14 protein-coding genes are annotated in these 17,492 nt (G+C 67.6%); 6 read left to right on the top strand and 8 right to left on the bottom strand.

Annotated features, from left to right (window positions below):
• Nucleotides 1–112 precede the first annotated feature (112 nt).
• Nucleotides 113–2,380 carry a beta-glucosidase family protein gene (locus ACODR1_RS21205; protein ID WP_488882207.1) on the bottom strand — a complete coding sequence of 756 codons (2,268 nt, stop codon included), beginning with the start codon at nucleotides 2,378–2,380 and terminating at the stop codon, nucleotides 113–115.
• A gap of 59 nt (nucleotides 2,381–2,439) precedes the next feature.
• Nucleotides 2,440–3,492: a LacI family DNA-binding transcriptional regulator gene (locus ACODR1_RS21200; protein ID WP_488882206.1), complete on the bottom strand. Its 1,053-nt coding sequence runs from the start codon at nucleotides 3,490–3,492 to the stop codon at nucleotides 2,440–2,442.
• Between the two features lie 667 nt (nucleotides 3,493–4,159).
• Between ACODR1_RS21200 and ACODR1_RS21195 the strand changes: the two genes are divergently transcribed.
• From ACODR1_RS21195 to ACODR1_RS21185, 3 genes are all read left to right on the top strand, one after another.
• On the top strand, nucleotides 4,160–7,303 hold the full coding sequence (locus ACODR1_RS21195; protein ID WP_488882205.1) for a TonB-dependent receptor: 3,144 nt from the start codon (nucleotides 4,160–4,162) through the stop codon (nucleotides 7,301–7,303).
• Between the two features lie 166 nt (nucleotides 7,304–7,469).
• The gene (locus ACODR1_RS21190) at nucleotides 7,470–9,023 is read left to right on the top strand and encodes a tryptophan halogenase family protein (protein WP_488882204.1); all 1,554 of its coding nucleotides are present in this window, start codon (nucleotides 7,470–7,472) and stop codon (nucleotides 9,021–9,023) included.
• A 38-nt stretch (nucleotides 9,024–9,061) separates the two neighbouring features.
• On the top strand, nucleotides 9,062–10,591 hold the full coding sequence (locus ACODR1_RS21185; protein WP_488882203.1) for a tryptophan halogenase family protein: 1,530 nt from the start codon (nucleotides 9,062–9,064) through the stop codon (nucleotides 10,589–10,591).
• A gap of 31 nt (nucleotides 10,592–10,622) precedes the next feature.
• Here ACODR1_RS21185 and ACODR1_RS21180 read toward each other — a convergent pair whose 3' ends face one another.
• From ACODR1_RS21180 to groES, 5 genes are all read right to left on the bottom strand, one after another.
• The gene (locus ACODR1_RS21180; protein ID WP_101718209.1) at nucleotides 10,623–11,306 is read right to left on the bottom strand and encodes a Fe2+-dependent dioxygenase; all 684 of its coding nucleotides are present in this window, start codon (nucleotides 11,304–11,306) and stop codon (nucleotides 10,623–10,625) included.
• A 235-nt stretch (nucleotides 11,307–11,541) separates the two neighbouring features.
• On the bottom strand, nucleotides 11,542–11,853 hold the full coding sequence (locus tag ACODR1_RS21175; protein ID WP_101715081.1) for a hypothetical protein: 312 nt from the start codon (nucleotides 11,851–11,853) through the stop codon (nucleotides 11,542–11,544).
• Between the two features lie 31 nt (nucleotides 11,854–11,884).
• Nucleotides 11,885–12,718 carry a TonB family protein gene (locus tag ACODR1_RS21170; protein ID WP_488882202.1) on the bottom strand — a complete coding sequence of 278 codons (834 nt, stop codon included), beginning with the start codon at nucleotides 12,716–12,718 and terminating at the stop codon, nucleotides 11,885–11,887.
• Nucleotides 12,719–12,881: 163 nt separating this feature from the next.
• On the bottom strand, nucleotides 12,882–14,525 hold the full coding sequence (gene groL, locus ACODR1_RS21165) for a chaperonin GroEL (protein WP_488882201.1): 1,644 nt from the start codon (nucleotides 14,523–14,525) through the stop codon (nucleotides 12,882–12,884).
• Between the two features lie 63 nt (nucleotides 14,526–14,588).
• The gene (gene groES / locus ACODR1_RS21160; RefSeq protein WP_058347663.1) at nucleotides 14,589–14,879 is read right to left on the bottom strand and encodes a co-chaperone GroES; all 291 of its coding nucleotides are present in this window, start codon (nucleotides 14,877–14,879) and stop codon (nucleotides 14,589–14,591) included.
• 217 nt (nucleotides 14,880–15,096) lie between these two features.
• Between groES and ACODR1_RS21155 the strand changes: the two genes are divergently transcribed.
• The 3 genes from ACODR1_RS21155 to ACODR1_RS21145 all read left to right on the top strand — a co-directional run bounded on the left by ACODR1_RS21155 (nucleotide 15,097) and on the right by ACODR1_RS21145 (nucleotide 16,760).
• On the top strand, nucleotides 15,097–15,480 hold the full coding sequence (locus tag ACODR1_RS21155) for a VOC family protein (protein WP_488882200.1): 384 nt from the start codon (nucleotides 15,097–15,099) through the stop codon (nucleotides 15,478–15,480).
• Nucleotides 15,481–15,489: 9 nt separating this feature from the next.
• Nucleotides 15,490–15,927, top strand: coding sequence for a DUF4345 family protein (locus tag ACODR1_RS21150; protein WP_101718204.1), 438 nt, complete (start codon nucleotides 15,490–15,492; stop codon nucleotides 15,925–15,927).
• Between the two features lie 68 nt (nucleotides 15,928–15,995).
• Entirely contained in the window at nucleotides 15,996–16,760 is a 765-nt protein-coding gene (locus tag ACODR1_RS21145) for a TlpA family protein disulfide reductase (RefSeq protein ID WP_488882199.1), read from the top strand.
• On the opposite strand, the gene ACODR1_RS21140 is transcribed toward ACODR1_RS21145, so the two are convergent.
• Nucleotides 16,728–17,255, bottom strand: coding sequence for a methylated-DNA--[protein]-cysteine S-methyltransferase (locus ACODR1_RS21140; RefSeq protein WP_488882198.1), 528 nt, complete (start codon nucleotides 17,253–17,255; stop codon nucleotides 16,728–16,730). The two genes, ACODR1_RS21145 and ACODR1_RS21140, sit on opposite strands and share 33 nt — an antisense overlap.
• Between the last annotated feature and the right edge of the window lie 237 nt (nucleotides 17,256–17,492).

Below are 17,492 nucleotides of genomic sequence, written 5' to 3'. Positions count from 1 at the left end.
GGGCCCCCCCCCCCCCCTCCGGCCCTCCGGGCCACCTCCCCCAGAGGGGGAGGATCTACGGCCTCAGATGCTCCCCCTCTGGGGGAGCTGTCGGCGAAGCCGACTGAGGGATTTACTTCCGCAGCCCCACCGGCACGGTCTGGGCCGTCACCGCCGCAGTCGTCCGGGCCGAGATGGCCGCGGACGACGCGCCTAGCTGCACCTCGTAGTCGCCGGCCGCCACCGTCCAGCCGTGGGCCTTCTCGTTCCAGGTCGCCAGCAGGCGCGGGTCGACGGTCAGGGTGACGGTCTGGCTGGCGCCGGGGGCGAGGTCGACCTTCTCGAAGCCCGCCAGGCGGCGCGGGGCCTCCCAGCCGCCGGCCTTGGGCGAGACATAGACCTGCGGCACGTCCTTGCCCGCCCGCTTGCCGGTGTTGGTCACCTTGAACGACACGCTCAGTTGGCCGCCGGCGCTCGAGGCCTTCAGGTTCGAATAGGCGAAGCTGGTGTAGGACAGGCCGTGTCCGAACGGGAACAGCGGCTCAAGGCCCTTCTTGTCGAACCACTTGTAGCCGACGGCGGCGCCCTCGATCGAATAGTCGACCGCGAACAGCGCATCAGGCGTCTTCGGGTCGCCGTCGAGCACGGGGCGCGGCAGCTGGGCCTCGGCGGCCGGGAAGGTCACCGGCAGGCGGCCGGTGGCGTCGACCTCGCCGGTCAGCACGCGGGCGATGGCCTCGCCGCCGCTGGTGCCGGGATACCAGGCCTGCAGCACCGCGCCGACGTCCTTGAGCCACGGCATGGTCACTGGGCCGCCGGTCTCGAGCACGACGACGGTGGGCTTTCCGGCCTTGGCGGCCGCCGCGATCATGGCGTCCTGGCCCTTGGGCAGGGCCAGGGAGATGACGTCTTCCGACTCGGTGGTCCACTGATCGGCGAAGACGATGACGAGGTCGCTGTCGGCCGCCAGCCTAGCGACGGCGGCGGCGTCCTTGCCGTCGTTGTAGGTGAACTTCGCCTGGGGCGCGCGAGCCTGCAGGGCCTTCAGCGGCGAGGACGGATAATAGATCACCGGGCCCGGCCAGGTCTTGGGCTCCAGGCCCTGCACGGCGCGACCGCCGGCCGGATAGACCTGCGAGGAGCCGCCGCCCGACAGCACGCCGACATCGGCATAGGCGCCGATCACGGCGACCTTCTGGGCCTTCAGCGACAGGGGCAGCACGCCCTTGTCGTTCTTCAGCAGGACCATGCCTTCCTCGGCGTCGGCCTGGCTGACCTTGCCGTTGGCGGCCAGGTCGATGGGCGCGATCTTCACCGGGTGGTCGACCGCGCCGCTGGCGAACAGCGAACGGACGATGCGGCGGGCCATGTCGTCCAGGCGCGCCTGGCTGACCGCGCCGCTGGCCAGATCCGCCTTCAGCACGCCGGCCAGGAAGGGCTGCTTGTCGAAGGCGTCGCCGGCCGATTCCTGGTCGAGGCCGGCATTGACCGACTTGGCGCCCGAGTGCACGGCGCCCCAGTCGGACATCACGTAGCCCTTGTAGCCCCAGTCCTGCTTGAGCACCTTGTTCAGCAGCCAGTCGTTCTCGCAGGCGTAGTGGCCGTTGACGCGGTTGTAGGCGCACATCACCGAGTGCGGGTCCGACGCCTCCATGGCGATCTGGAAGGCCAGCAGGTCGGAGGTGCGGGCGTCGGCGTCGCCGATCTTGCTGTCGACCACGAAGCGCCCGGTCTCCTGGGCGTTCAGGGCGTAGTGCTTGATGGTCGAGACGATGTGGTTGGACTGGATGCCCTTGATCTGGGCCCCGACCATCACGCCGGCCAGCAGCGGATCCTCGCCGCCATATTCGAAGTTGCGGCCGTTGCGCGGCTCGCGCACCAGGTTCACGCCGCCGGCCAGCATGACGTTGAAGCCCGAGTCGCGGGCCTCCTTGCCGATCATCGCGCCGCCCTTTTCGGCCAGGGCCGGGTTCCAGGTGGCGGTGGTGGCCATGCCCGAGGGCAGGGCGGTGCGCTCGCGGAACTGCGCGGCGCTGCCTTGCGTGGCCACGCCGATCCCGGCGTCGGTCTCGAACTGGGCCGGGATCCCCAGGCGCGGCAGGCCCGGCACATAGCCGGCCGAACCGGGCAGGGAGCCTTCGATGCGCGTATACTTCGGCTTCATGTCGGCGCCGAAGTAGCCGTAGACCAGGGTCAGCTTCTCGTCCTGGGTCATGGCCTTGACGGCCAGGTCCGCGCGCGTGTCGGCGTCGAGCTTGGGATCGAGCCACGGCTGGCCGGCCGGGGCGGCGGCGGGCGCGCCGTGGCCCGCGTGGCCGGCATGGCCCTGGGCGAGGGCGGCGCCGCCCATTGTGGCGATGGTCAGGGCCAGGGCGCTGGCGCGCCAGAGACGCGAGTTCATTCTACCTCCCACTCGTATGATCTTGGCCGGGCAGCCTCGGCAGGGTGTTTCGTCGTCCGTCAGCTGGACATGCCCGTCACGGCCTGGCCCGGTATCCGCTTGCGCGCGGGGCCGGTGGATTCGCGCACGACCAGGGTGTGCTGGGCGAGGAACGGGCTGGGGCGGATGCCGGAGTCGCTGCTGTTCCAGGCTGCGAAGGTCTGCAGGGCGCGCAGGGCCATCGGTTCGAACGGCTGGCGGATGGTGGTCAAGGTCGGCCAGATGACGCCGGCGATCGGCGCGTCGTCGAAGCCGACCACCGACAGGTCGTCTGGAATGCGCAGGCCGCGGCGCTGGGCCTCCATGCAGGTGGCGGCGGCCATGTCGTCGTTGGCGGCGAAGATGGCGGTGGGCGGCTCGTCGATGTCGAGCAGCAGCTTGGCCGCGTCCATCCCGGTCTTGAAGGTGAACTCGCCCCCGACGATCAGCTCCGGGGCCGGGCGCGGCAGGCCGGCGGCGGCGTAGGCCTCGAAGAAGCCGTTGCGGCGGTGGGTGCTGGCGGCGTGGTCGGGATGGCCGGCGATGTGGCCGATGCGGGTGTGGCCCAGGCTGAACAGGTGCTCGACCACCTCGCGGGCGGCGGCGCGGTCGTCCATGGCGATGGCCGGAAAGTTGGGATCGGGCGTGGTCGGCGAGATCAGCACGCAGCGCACGTCGAGCTCGCGCATCAGCGCCTTCAGGGGACCGAAGTCGCATTCGGGCGGCAGCAGGATGACTTCGCGGATGCCGCCGTCCTCGATGAAGGCGCGGATGCGCTCGTGCCAGCCGACCACCGGGCCGTCGAACAGTTCCACGGTCAGGTGACGGCCGGTTTCCAGGCAGGCCAGCAGCAGGGCGTGGTGGGTGCGGGTGTGATAGCCGCCGCTGGGATCGCCCATCAGCACGCCGACGGCCGAGGCGCCTTGGGCGCGGAAGTGACGGGCCACGGCGCTGGGCTGGTAGCCCAGGGCGGCCATGGCCTCGCGGACCTTGTCGCGGGTCTTGTTGGTGACGCTGGCGTGGTCGTTCATCACGCGCGAGACGGTCTTGGCCGAGACCCCCGCCCGCTTGGCCACATCGTGAATCGTCGTCATTCGTGAAGACCCGCACCCGACTCGGCCGCGTAGCGCGCATCCCCCGGCAGGGGCGGCGCGGCGGCTCCCGAGGACCAGCCATACCGCAGCTCGACCGGCTTGTCATGCGATGGGACAAGTTCGGGTCAAAAAATGTCTTCGTTGTGGACATTTATCGGGTCATTAAGGGTGTCCGCCTGGTCATTTTGGCCGCCATGGAACCGCTTCCGATTCCCCTTCGATCGAAAATGACGGCGGTCCGTCCTTCGCGAACATTCTGCGGGCGGCTCGCGCCTGGGTAGCTGTTAGCGCTGTCTTTCAGGCTCTGGGTGCGATGGGGTTGGTGAAAATATCCAATGAAAACAATATATAATTTAACTGATCGTCTGACGCCGCAGCGCGGCGTCTCGCAGCGGCAGCGCTTCGAAATCCGCTGATTTCCGAAAATGACAACGTTGACATTCTTGTTGACTTGCCGGGGACATTTGGGAATGTTGCCACCGTGACCGGCGTCTGAGGGCCGGATCGCAGCACCGTTCCGGCGCCGGGGGTCGCCGACAGGACAATCACCGGGTCACGGCCGCCGAAGCAGGTTGGCGTGAAGGTCGAGGCCCGGCTCGAGACCCACCGCGGCGTCAAAAGGCGTCGCGGCCCGAACGCAAGAACAAGACATTGGGGAGCGATCGATTTGACCACACCACGTAGCAAGTCCGTCTGGACTCGCGGCCTGACCCTGGCCCTTCTGGCCGGCGCGTCGCAGGCCGTCATCACCACATCCGCCCTGGCGCAGACCGCCGGTTCGACCGAAGAGACCGCGGTCGAGGAGATCGTCGTCACCGGCGTGCGCGGCTCGCAGCTGAAGTCGGTCGACGTCAAGCGCCGCGAGGCCTCGATCGTCGACGCCATCTCGGCCGAGGACATCGGCAAGCTGCCCGACGTCACCATCGCCGACTCGCTGCAGCGCATCCCAGGCATCCAGATCCAGCGCAACGCCGGCGAAGGCGCCACCGTCAACATCCGGGGCCTGGCCCAGGTCATCACCCTGCTGAACGGCGAGCAGTACCTGAGCGCGGGCAACATGGGCTCGGCCCAGCCCAACCTGCTGGACGTGCCCTCGCAGCTGATGAACCAGGTGCTGGTCTACAAGTCGACCGACCCGAACAACGCCCTGTCGGGCATCTCGGGCACCATCGACCTTCGCACCCGCCGGCCGTTCCAGATGCAGGAAGGCTTCACCTTCGCCGGCGCGGCCGAAGCCCAGCGCGGCGAACGCACCAAGGAAGACGACTACCTGGCCAACATCCTGGCCAGCTGGCGCAACGACCGCGTCGGCCTGCTGGTCTCGGCCGCGCAGAGCAAGTCGAACCTGGGCAACAACTTCTCGGGCGCCGTCTCGCTGTCGGGCAACAACGACTGGGGCGGTTCGAACCCGAACAACTTCCTGTCGCCGCACGGCTTCGAAAGCTTCAACCGCGTCGTCGAGCGCAAGCGCACCGGCGTCAACGTGTCGTTCGAGGCCGACCTGGGCGAGGGCTTCACCCTGGTCGCCGAGGGCTTCTACGCCAAGCTCGACGAATACAACCGCGCCGCCGGCATCAACATCTCCAACCGCTGGGACGGCGGCGCCTTCGGCAACTGGACCCGTCCCACCGACTTCGAGCAGACCGGCGTCAGCGCGCCGCCGCCCGGCCCGGCTCCGATCGGCGGCAACGGCCGTCCGTGGCTGGCGGTCAGCGAGTACGACATCGACGCCTGGTGGGTGAACTCGTTCACCGTCAACCGCGTCACCAAGTCCGAGAGCAAGAACTACAATCTCGAACTGAAGTACGACAACGGCGGCAACTTCACCTCGGAAGTGCGGGCCATCCGCGCCAACGGCGACCGCCTGAGCATGAACGGCCAGGCCCAGGGCGACCTGTCCAACTGGCAGTACGCGCCCGACCGCTTCAACCTGTTCCGCAACGCCCAGGATCGCACCCGCGGCACCTTCTATCCGAAGGCCATCTGCGACCAGTATCCGGCCAGCCAGCGCAGCAACGCCGTCACCGGCTCGGCCGGCGGCTGCTACCTGAACCCGAACCCGCTGGGCTACGGCCAGAACCCGCAGCTGCACTACGACATCAGCGGCAAGAGCCCGGTGTGGAGCGGCTTCGACACCCCGATCTCGGGCGGCCTGGGCGCGGGCAAGACCCTGCGCGACTACATGGCCAACAAGGACAGCTACGCCATCGGGGCCTTCTCGTCGGAAGGCAACAACGAAGTCGAGTCGGACATGAACGTGTTCCGCGCCGACGGCCACTACAAGTTCGACGAGAAGTTCCTGGGCTTCATCACCAAGGTCGACGCCGGCGTTCGCCAGAGCGACCGTTCGGTCAGCGTCGAGCAGTTCCACCTGTTCTCGGGCTTCTACGGCGGGGTTCCCGGCGCGGTGCAGGCCAACGGCACGCCCGTTCCGGCCGGCGGCTGCATGGCCCAGTGGAAGGCCATCGACGTCGTCATGAACCAGAACCAGTGCCAGGCCGGCGAGTTCGTGCCCAACCCGATCACCGGCGTGCCGGAGTTCCAGGGCTACACGGTCAACCGTCCGACCAAGCTGACGACCTACAACAACGCCATCTGGGTCAACAACCTGGGCGGCGTCACCAAGGGCATGCCCGGCTTCTGGGCCATCGACCCGCGTGACTTCGACGACGTGCTGGCCTTCCAGAAGAAGGTGTTCGGCGACGCCGTGCGCGTGCAGGTGCCCGGCCAGACCTACGACGTCGACCTGAAGGAGCAGAGCGCCTACGGCGCCGGCGCCTTCGAGATCGGCCAGCTGTCGGGCGACTTCGGCCTGCGCGTCATCCAGACGGAACTGCTGGTGAAGCAGAACCTGACCGGCGACGTCATGAACTACGGCGACACCAACGCCGACGCCGGCGACACGGTCACCCGCCGCAAATACACGGACTGGCTGCCGTCGTTCAACGCCACCTACGACCTGACCGACAACATCAAGCTGCGCTTCGCCTATTCGAAGACGATGCAGCCGCTCGATCTGGGCAGCTACGGCGGCGGCCTGTCGATCTTCACCGCCGACTGCGGCGCCAGCATGCCGAACGTTCGCTGCGTGACCGGGGCCAGCGCCTCGGGCAACCCGAACCTCGACCCGTGGCGCTCGCAGAACTTCGACGGCGCGATCGAATACTACTTCGGCCGGGCTTCGATGCTGAACATCTCGGCCTTCAAGCTGAAGATCGACAGCTTCGTCACCGGCGGCACCATCAAGGGCAGCTTCCCCGACCAGGACGGCGTGATCCGCCGCGAGGTCGACGTGTCGCTGCCGCTGCAAGGCGACGGCGGCGAGGTCTCGGGTGTCGAACTGGGCGCCAAGATCGCCTTCACCGACATCATCCCGGACGTGCCGATCCTGAAGAACTTCGGCGTCGACACCAACTACACCTACTCGCCCAGCGAGGAGTCGCGTCTGGACCTGAAGGGCGACAAGCTGCCGTTCTTCGACAACTCCAAGCACCAGTTCAACCTGGTCGGCTGGTACCAGGACGACAAGCTGCAGGCGCGCGTGGCCTACAACTACCGCACCGACCGCCTGTCCGGCACCATGGGCGGCGGCGGCCAGCGGGTGATCCCGATCTACCAGGGCTCGACCGGCTATGTGGACGTCAACGTGAGCTACGACGTCCGCGAGAACGTGACGGTCTACTTCAACGGCTCGAACGTCACCGGCGAGATCGAGGACTACTACCTGCGGTTCGCCAAGGGCAAGGAACAGTATTCGTCGCAGAACGAGTTCGAGCCCCGCTACACGATCGGTCTCCGCGCCAAGTGGTGATCTGAAGCCTTCCTCCCTGCGCCCGTCGTGGCGGCCCTCCGGGGTCGTCACGGCGGCTCTTTTTGTTTGGGGAGGCCGCTATCCAAAGGCGCTTTCGGGCGCCAGTTTTCCGGTTCGGCCATCGGCGCCTTCCGGCGTCGATTTTCCGGTTCGGGGAGGACCGGCCATGAGCGAAGACGTCCGCAACGGGCCCATCCGCAGCATCGTCATCGTCGGCGGGGGCACCGCCGGCTGGATGGCGGCCGCGAGCCTGCGCCGCCACTTCGGCAAGGCGCCGATCGACATCACCCTGGTCGAGAGTTCCGAGATCGGCACGATCGGGGTGGGCGAGGCGACCATTCCCACCATCCGCAGTTTCTACCAGTCGCTGGGCCTGGACGACCTGGAGGTGCTGCGCGCCACCCAGGGCACGTGCAAGCTGGGCATCCGCTTCAAGGACTGGATGGCGCCGGGCTCGGCCTTCATCCATCCCTTCAGCCTGTACGGCCAGGACCTGAACGGCGTGCCGTTCCAGCACTATTGGCTGAAGGCCCGCAGCGTCGCCGACGTCGGCGAGATGGGCGAGTATTCGCTGGGCGCCAGCCTGGCGGCGGCGGGCAAGTTTACCGTGCCAGCGGCCAATCCGCCGTCCAGCCTGTCGGTCTTCGACTGGGCCCTGCACTTCGACGCGGCGCTGTTCGCCCAACTGATGCGCCGCGTGGCCGAGGCTAACGGCGTCAGGCGCATCGACGCCAAGGTCGTGAAGGTCAACCTGCGTCCCGAGGACGGCTTCGTCGCCTCTCTGGACCTGCACACCGGGACGAGCCTGGAAGGCGACCTCTTCATCGACTGCTCGGGCTTTCGCGGCCTGCTGATCGAGGAGGCCCTGCAGACCGGCTACGAGGACTGGTCGCAGTGGCTGTTCTGCGACCGGGCCCTGGCCGTGCAGAGCCAGCCTTCTGCCATATCTTCTCAAGGGGGCGCCGAGCCGCCGCCCTATACCGACGTCACCGCCCACAGCGCCGGCTGGCGCTGGCGCATTCCGCTGCAGCACCGCTACGGCAATGGCTATGTCTATTCGAGCCGGCATATCGACGACGAGGCCGCGCGGGCCGAGCTGGTCGCCGCCGTGCCCGACCGCCTGCTGCACGAGCCGCGCCTGATCCGCTTCACGCCCGGTCGCCGCAAGAAGGTGTGGAACCGCAACGTCGTGGCCCTGGGCCTGGCGTCGGGTTTCCTCGAGCCGCTGGAAAGCACCTCGATCGCCCTGATCGAGACGGGCATCGAGAAGTTGAAAGCCCTGTTCCCGGACAGACGCTTCGATCCTGCCGTGGTCGACGAGTTCAACGACTGGTCCAGGCGAGAGATGGAACGGGTGCGCGACTTCGTGGTGCTGCACTACAAGGCCGCCCAGCGCGGCGACACGCCGTTCTGGCGCACGACCCGCGACGCCGACATTCCCGAGACCCTGGCCCGCAAGGTCGATCTGTTTCGCTCGCGCGGGCATATCGCCCGCTATCGCTGGGAGATGTTCCAGCCGCCCAGCTGGCTGGCGATCTTCGCCGGTTTCGACATCCTGCCCGAGGGCTGGGACCCTGCGCTGGACGGGATCGACGGAGCGGCCCTGGCCGCCAGCCTCAACCAGATGCGGACAGGCGTGGCCCGGGCGGTGGCCCAGGCCCCGACCCACGGCGACTTCCTGCGCCGCTATGTCGGCGCTGCGCCGGCGGCGGCCGAATAGACAACAACGACAAGAAACAAGCGTACGGGAGACGGCCGATGGCCAACAATCTGCGGAAGATCGTGATCGTGGGCGGCGGCTCGGCCGGCTGGATCACGGCGGCGATGATCAGCCACTATCTCAAGGACAGCCCCTGCGAGATCGAGCTGATCGAGTCCGAGCAGATCGGCATCATCGGCGTTGGCGAAAGCACCATCCCGCCGTTCCTCCAGCTGATCCGCAGCCTGGGGATCGACGAGAAGGAGTTCATGCAGGAGACGCAGGCCGCCTTCAAGCTGGCCATCCGGTTCGAGAATTGGCGCCAGAAGGGCGAGGTCTACTACCACCCGTTCGGCCTGATCGGCGGCCTTGTCGACGTGCACGAGTTCTACCAGGTGTGGCTGCGTGGCAAGGCCGAGGGGCATCCGTCCAGCCTGCAGGACTTCGCGCCCGCCTCGGTGATGGCCGACCGCTGGAAGTTCATGTCGCCGGCCATGGCCCCGCGCACCATGCTGGCCAACGCCAACTACGCCGTGCACATCGACGCGGCCCTGCTGGCCAAGTTCCTGCGCAAGTTCGCCGAGGCCAGGGGCGTCAAGCGCACCGAGGGCATCGTCAAGGACGTGGCCACCCGCCCCGACGGCTTCATCGAGAAGGTGATCCTGCAGGACGGCCGCGAGGCGTCGGGCGACCTCTTCATCGACTGCTCGGGCTTCCGCTCGCTGCTGAGCGGCAAGACCCTGGGCACCGAGTTCCTCGACTGGTCGGACGTGCTGCTGAACGACCGGGCGATCGCGGTGCAGACCGCCAACATCCAGGACCCGCATCCCTATACCCTGGCCCAGGCCCAGGACGCCGGCTGGCGCTGGCGCATCCCGCTGCAGCACCGGGCCGGCAACGGCTATGTCTATTGCAGCCAGTATTGCAGCGACGACGAAGCCCTGGCCACGCTGATGAGCCAGGTCGAGGGCGAGGCCGTGCGCGATCCCTGGCTGGTGCCCTTCAAGACCGGCATGCGCAAGCAGCTGTTCAACAAGAACTGCGTGGCCATCGGCCTGGCCGGCGGCTTCATCGAGCCCCTGGAATCGACGGCCCTGCACCTGATCTATCGCGGCGTCGACTACCTGCTGCGGTTCTTCCCCGACCGGGATTGCGATCCTGTGCTGGCGTCCGAATACAACAGGCGCATGCAGGTCGACTACGAGGAAATCCGCGACTTCATCGTGCTGCACTACTTCACGACCAAGCGCGACGACACGCCGTTCTGGCGCGCCTACCAGCAGGTGACGCCGCCCGAGAGCCTGCGCGAGCGGATCGAGCTGTTCAAGGCCAGCGGCGTGCTGCGCGACGGCGTCGACGACATGTTCCGCGCGCCCAGCTGGCAGTCGGTGATGGAGGGCATGGGCATCCGGCCCAAGCGCTACCAGCAACTGGTCGACACCCTGCCGGCCGGGGTGGTGAAGGGGCTGCTCGACAAGTCGGCCCCGATGCTCAGCGAACTGGTGGACACCCTGCCCAGCCACGGCGACTTCCTGCGCCAGCACTGCCCCGCGCCGGTGCCCGAGGCGCTGCTGAAGCGGGCGGGGTAGGGACGGAAGACCCTCCCCCAGGGGGGGATTTTTACACCTCGGCCCACATCCGCAGGAGGTTGTGGTAGGTCCCGGTCAGCGACAGCACCGACGGGTCGGCCTGGCCGACCTGTCCGGCCAGCCGCTGGATCGAGACGTCCATGTCCAGCATCAGGGCCCGCTTGGCGTCGTCTCGCACCAGGCTCTGGATCCAGAAGAAGCTGGCGGTGCGGGTCCCGCGGGTGACCGGGGTCACGTGGTGCAGGCTCGAGGCGGGATAGAGGATCAGCGAGCCGGCCGGCAGTTTGACGAGGTGGCTGCCATAGGTGTCGTCGACGACCAACTCGCCGCCGTCGTAGTCGTCGGGATCGCTCAGGAACAGGGTGGCCGAGAGGTCGGTGCGGATCTGGGCGCCCGTGGCGGGATTCCGGCGGATCGAGTTGTCGACGTGGTCGCCGAAGCCCATGCCCTCGCCGTAGCGATTGAACAGCGGCGGCAGGATGGTGTGGGGCAGGGCGGCCGAGACGAACAGCGGATTGGCCTGCAGGGCCTGGACGATGATCGCCCCGACCTCGCGGGCCGCCGGCCCGTCCTGCGGCAGTTGCTGGTTGTTCTTGGCCATGGCCGCCTGGAAGCCCGAGGTGGCGTTGCCGTCGACCCAGGGGGCCGCGTCGATCACCGCCCGGCAGTGGGCGACTTCGTCGGGGCTCAGCACGTCGGGGATCTGCAGCATCATGGCGGGGCGGCTCGCATGGTCTTGTGCTCAGGCTTTAGGCCCTGAGGCCGCGCGCGGCAATGCGAACGCCTCGCAGAGGATTGCGTAAGGGCGAAGGGAGGGCCTGTTCCTCTTCTTCCGTAAAATCCCCGCGAAAGCGGGGACCCAGGCTTTTCTGAGCCCTCGGCGCTCGACGATAAAACACCTGGGTCCCCGCTTTCGCGGGGATTTTACGGGTGGAGGAGCAGGCGCGCGCCTAGAACAACCAACGCCTGGGATACTTGTCGCCCAAGGCCCGGGCCTCGCCGGTCTTCAGGCCGAGCTCGCGCATGCGATAGGCCAGGATCTGGCGCATGGCGTCGACCGGCTCGCGGCCGTCGACGGGGCTGGAGGCGATGGTTCCGGCCTGCTGGGCCAGATCGGTCGCCGCCCACTCGGCCAGGGCCCGGTCGGCCTTGCCGACGGCGAAGTAGTGCGGGACGGGCGTCCGCTCGCCGGGAACCTCGACCATCACGGCGATCACCCAGCCCTGGGGGATCATGTCGGCGTCGGGGCGTTGGCGGAACATGGGCCGGATGTAGCCGGGCAGGGGCCGTCGTTCAATTGCCGCCGTCGTGGGCGGGCTCGTCCTTGCAGATGCCGGTGATCACGCAGAACTCGGCGTCGAGCAGATTGCGAATGGCGGCGGCCGCGGCCTGGGCCTCATTCTGGGCCTGGTAGCGGAACATGCTCTGGGCGCGGACCAGCGACTGGCCTGCGGCGCCTTCGTAGAAGGCGAGCGCGGCCTCCAGGTCCTGTTGGGGCATTTCCCGGGCGAGGGTCAGTCCAGCGGCCTCCACCATGATCTGGCGGGCCTTCGGCCGTGCGCCCTGGACCATCTCGTAGACGGCGCGCCGCTGCTCCGCCGGTATCGGCTTGTCGCCTCCCAGCCCATTGCCGTAGGCGACCATCATGGCTTCGGCGTCGTCGCCGATGCCCAGGGCGATCGCCAGGCGGCGACCGAGCAGTTGGGCGGTCAATTCCGGCATGGCGCCGCCCGCGGTTCTGGGCGCGAGCGGCGGGGAGAAGTTGATCGGAACGGTCACCGCCGAGGGAACCGGCGTGCCGCAACGGAGCTCCGGCGTGAACTGCATCAAGGGACCGAGGCTCAGCGCGGCCTCGCCGAAGCCGGCTCCGGTGGGTGTTTCGGACACGACGAAGCAGTCGCGGGCCTTGCCCTGAACATCGACCGTGCAGTGGATGACGGCCTTGCCGCCCTGGCGAGCGGCCGCGGCCGGGCGGGGATAGGCCCAGACGATGTCGTCGGGCGACAGGGGGGTCTTCCAGTTGGCGCGGACGCGGGGAATGGACGGATCGCCGCCGGCCGGGCACTCGGGCTCCACCTCGGCGGCGGTCACGGCGGCCAAGGCCAGCGCTGCGATCAGAAAGCTCATTCACCCGTCCCCCGACTCCACGCCTCGTTGCTAGTGGAGCTTGACTGCTGGAGCAACCTGAGTGCGAGCATGTGGTCTGTGGCCTTGCGTCATAGGCAAAGAAAAAGGGCGGAGCCTCGCGGCTCCGCCCTTCTCTTTCAGTCTGGGTGACTGGGCTTCTAGATTAGAAGTCCATGTCGCCCATGCCGCCGGGCATGCCGCCCGGAGCAGCAGCGCCGCCGCCCTTCTTGGGGGCTTCGACGATGGCGGCTTCCGTGGTGATCAGCAGGCCGGCCACCGAAGCGGCGTTCTGCAGAGCGGTGCGGACGACCTTGGCCGGGTCGATGACGCCGTCGACGACCAGGTCGACATACTGTTCGCTCTGGGCGTTGAAGCCGAACGAGCTGCTGTCGTTTTCCAGGATCTTGCCGACCACGATCGAGCCTTCGACGCCGGCGTTTTCGGCGATCTGACGGATCGGGGCCTGCAGGGCGCGACGGACGATGGCGATACCGGCGGTCTGGTCGTCGTTTTCGCCGACCACGCCAGCCAGGGCCTTCGAAGCCTTCAGCAGGGCGGTGCCGCCACCCGGGACGATGCCTTCGTCGGCGGCCGCGCGGGTCGCGTTCAGGGCGTCGTCGACGCGGTCCTTCTTTTCCTTCACTTCGACTTCGGTCGAGCCGCCGACGCGGATGACCGCAACGCCGCCGGCCAGCTTGGCCAGACGCTCTTGCAGCTTTTCCTTGTCGTAGTCCGACGTGGTGTCTTCGATCTGGCGCTTGATCTGGGCGATGCGGGCTTCGATCGCTTCCTTCTCACCGACGCCGTCCACGATGGTGGTGTCGTCCTTGGTGATCTGGATCTTCTTGGCGCGGCCCAGCATGTCGAGCGAGACGTTCTCGAGCTTGATGCCGAGATCTTCGCTGACGACTTGAGCGCCGGTCAGGATGGCGATGTCTTCCAGCATGGCCTTGCGGCGGTCGCCGAAGCCCGGAGCCTTGACGGCGGCGACGCGCAGGCCGCCACGCAGCTTGTTGACGACCAGCGTGGCCAGGGCCTCGCCTTCGACGTCTTCAGCGATGATGACCAGCGGGCGGCCCGACTGGACGACGGCTTCCAGCACCGGCAGCAGCGGCTGCAGCGACGACAGCTTCTTTTCGAACAGCAGGATGAGCGGCTCTTCGAGCTGAACTTCCATCTTGTCGGCGTTGGTGATGAAGTACGGCGACAGGTAGCCGCGGTCGAACTGCATGCCTTCGACGACGTCGAGTTCGGTCTCGGCGGTCTTGGCTTCTTCGACGGTGATAACGCCTTCGTTGCCGACCTTGTCCATGGCCTTGGCGATCATCTCGCCGACTTCCTTGTCGCCGTTGGCCGAGATGGTGCCGACCTGAGCGATTTCGGCGTTGGTCGTGACCTTCTTCGACGAGGTCTTGATGTCCTCGACGGCGATCAGGACGGCCTTGTCGATGCCGCGCTTCAGGTCCATCGGGTTCATGCCGGCGGCGACCGACTTGAGGCCTTCCTGGACGATGGCTTGAGCCAGGACGGTGGCGGTGGTGGTGCCGTCGCCAGCCTTGTCGTTGGTCTTCGAGGCCACTTCGCGGATCATCTGGGCGCCGAGGTTCTCGAACTTGTCAGCCAGTTCGATTTCCTTGGCGACCGAGACGCCGTCCTTGGTGGTGCGCGGGGCGCCGAACGACTTTTCGATGACCACGTTGCGGCCCTTCGGACCGAGGGTCACCTTCACGGCGTTGGCGAGGATGTTGACGCCGCGCAGCATCTTGTCGCGCGCGTCGGAGGAGAAGTAGACGTCTTTGGCGGCCATTGCGGATGCCTTTCTAAATCTGGAAAATTTCTGGAGAGGTCAGCGGTCTGGAGGGGAAGCCGATTAGGCTTCGACCACGCCCAGCACGTCGCTTTCCTTCATGATCAGGAGGTCCTGACCGTCGACCTTCACTTCGGTGCCCGACCACTTGCCGAACAGGATGCGGTCGCCGGCCTTCAGGTCGAGAGCGACGATGTCGCCCTTGTCGTTGCGGGCGCCAGGGCCCACGGCGACGACTTCGCCTTCCTGGGGCTTTTCCTTGGCGGTGTCGGGGATGATGATCCCGCCCTTGGTCTTGGTTTCTTCTTCGACGCGCTTCACGAGGACGCGGTCGCCCAGGGGACGAAACTTCATGTGTCTTCTCCGTCGGAACGGTTTCTGTAAAAGGCTTTCGTAGGCCGAGGGAGCGTCGCTGTTAGCAGTCGCTCCCATCGAGTGCCAACGCCGGTCACGAGTTAGGCGCCGCCCCCTGGGGAGTCAAGGACGGCGGTCGCGAAGTTTTTGCGATCCCGGTTAATTGGCCCGGTTAATTGGCCCGGTGAATGGCGAGCGTTTCTGGGAGGAGTTCTCGATGTTCGACCACATGGGGTTCGACGTCGCCGATTTCGAGCGATCGGCGGCTTTTTACGACGCGGCCCTGGCGCCGCTTGGCGTCTCGCGCCTCTACGCCGTGCCCAAGGAATACACCGGCGGAATCGATGTCGTGGGCTACGGCGCCCAGCGGCCGCAGTTCTGGATCTCGGGCGGCGGCAAGACCAGCGGCAAGCTGCACGTCTGCTTCTCCGCCAGGAGCCGGGCCGAGGTCGACGCGTTCTACGAGGCCGCGATGAAGGCCGGCGGCCGCGACAACGGCCCGCCCGGACTTCGCCCTCATTACCACGAACACTACTATGGGGCCTTCGTGCTGGATCCGGACGGGTTCAATGTCGAGGCCGTCTGTCACGCGGCTGCCTAGGAGCCCTGAATGTCGAGCTACGCCCTGTCGCTGATCCTGGCCGTGATCGCCTGCGTCATCGGCGGCGTGCTGGGCGGGCTGGTCTTGGCCCGGCCGGACTCGATGCTGGGCTTAGCGGGGCTGAAGAGTGAGCAGGAGGGCGGGCGCAACACCGCCCTGACCGAAGGGCGCGCGTTCGGCGGCCTGCTGATCGCCTCGCACGGGGCGGCGGCCCTGTTCCTGGGCTGGCAGTCCAGCGCCGGCGCGGCCATGGCCCTGGTGCTGGCCGTCGCCTGGTTCGGCGCAGCCTTCGGGCGGCTGGTCTCGATGCTGCTGCAGAAGGCCGGCGGACGCTTCAACTACGGCAGCGTGGTGCTGGACATCCTGATGGGGATCACCCTGGCCCTGCCGTTCTTCAACGAGGGCAGCCTGCCGCTGCACCGCGTGGGCGGCAGCATGCTGGTCTGAAGCTTCGCCGCAAAAGCGCCGCCGTTCCACTAGAGATTGCGCGCCGGGATTTGGCGACGGAGGGCGGGATGGCGACGTGGACGAGGCGCGGGGCGATGGCCGGCGCGGCGGCCCTGACGGGCCTTGGGACTGGCGCGAGCGGCGCCGGGGCGCAGACGAGGGTTCCGGTTCTGGGCGAGCCGGCCAAGGCGTTCGACACGCCGGCCCTGCGCAACAACCGCATGGCCAGGGCGTTTCGCGAGCCGCCGGCGGGGCTGGCGGTCCCGGCGGTCAACGTCGAGCGCCGCGACGGCGTCGCGCCGCTGAAGCTGCAGCCGGGCCTGACCCTGGTGTCGCTGTGGGCGCCTTGGTGCGCGCCGTGCCTGCACGAGCTTGGCGACCTGGCGATGCTGCAGGAGAAGTTCGGCGGCAAGACCTTCCGGATCCTGCCAATCCTGACCGCCCCGCGCGAGCCGATCACGGCGGCCGAGGCGGGCTTCCTGCTCAAGAAGCACAAGGCCGGCGTGTTCGCGCCGGTGATCGACCGCGGGGCCGACTCCAAGGGCCTGTTTCAAGCGCTGAGCATACGTGAGACGCCGAACGGTCCGGCGCGCCCGGGCCTGCCGTGCAACCTGCTGGTGGCCGCTGACGGCCGGGTTCTGGCCCGCCAGTTCGGCGCGCCGATGAACGGCATGGTTCAGGGCACGGGCGAGGGCGGCAAGGTCACGGCCGCCGATGTCGCCAAGATCGGCACCCTGTGGGCGGCGCCCGACGGCGAGGCGCTGATGAAGGCCCTGTCGCGGGGCGAGATCGCCGGCGGCTCAGCCGCGCGGCCGCGCGCCCTCGTGAGCTAGCAGCCAGGCCTTGCGTTCGACGCCCCCGCCGTAGCCGGTGAGGGCGCCGTTCGCGCCGACCAGGCGGTGGCACGGCACGACGATGCTGAGCGGATTGGCGCCGTTGGCGGCCCCGACGGCGCGCACCGCTTCAGGCTTGCCGATGCGCGCGGCCAGGGCGGCATAGGTCATGGTGGTTCCGGGCGCGACGTCGCCCAGGGCGCGCCACACCGCCTGCTGGAAAGCCGTGCCGCCGGTGGCCCAGGGAATGTTCGCCAGGGCGGCCAGGTCCCCCGCGAAATAGGCGGCCAGCGCGGATCGGGTCGCCGTCGGCGTTGCGCCCGGCTCCAGAACCGTCTCGCCGTAGTGCAGCCGCAGCAGGCGCAGCATCCGCGCCTCGTAATCGTGGAAATCCACCGCCCGCAGGCGACCGTCGGCGTCGCAGGCCAGCAGCAGTTCGCCGATCGGGCTGGGCGCGCGGTCCAGGTGCAGGCGAGTGGGCGCGAGAGTCGACATGGCGACACTATGCGCCGCGCGTCTTTCGTCGTCCGCCCGTTTCTTGCGGACGTCACGATTATTGTCGAGATCGCCTGATGGTTATGGTTTGCGTGTGTTCCAAAGAATTTGCTTGTCGACATTTTTTCGAATGGATTTGTCGTGTCTCAGACTTAAGTGAACTTCACCGTTGTGGGTGCGACATTTTGCGCACGAAAACTGATCGAATACACGAAAGTTAATGGCCGATTCGCCATG

It is taken from the genome of Caulobacter sp. FG7 (assembly GCF_057808875.1).
The sequence above is the reverse complement of the archived record's forward strand: the minus strand, read 5'-3'. Positions and strand labels throughout refer to the sequence as shown.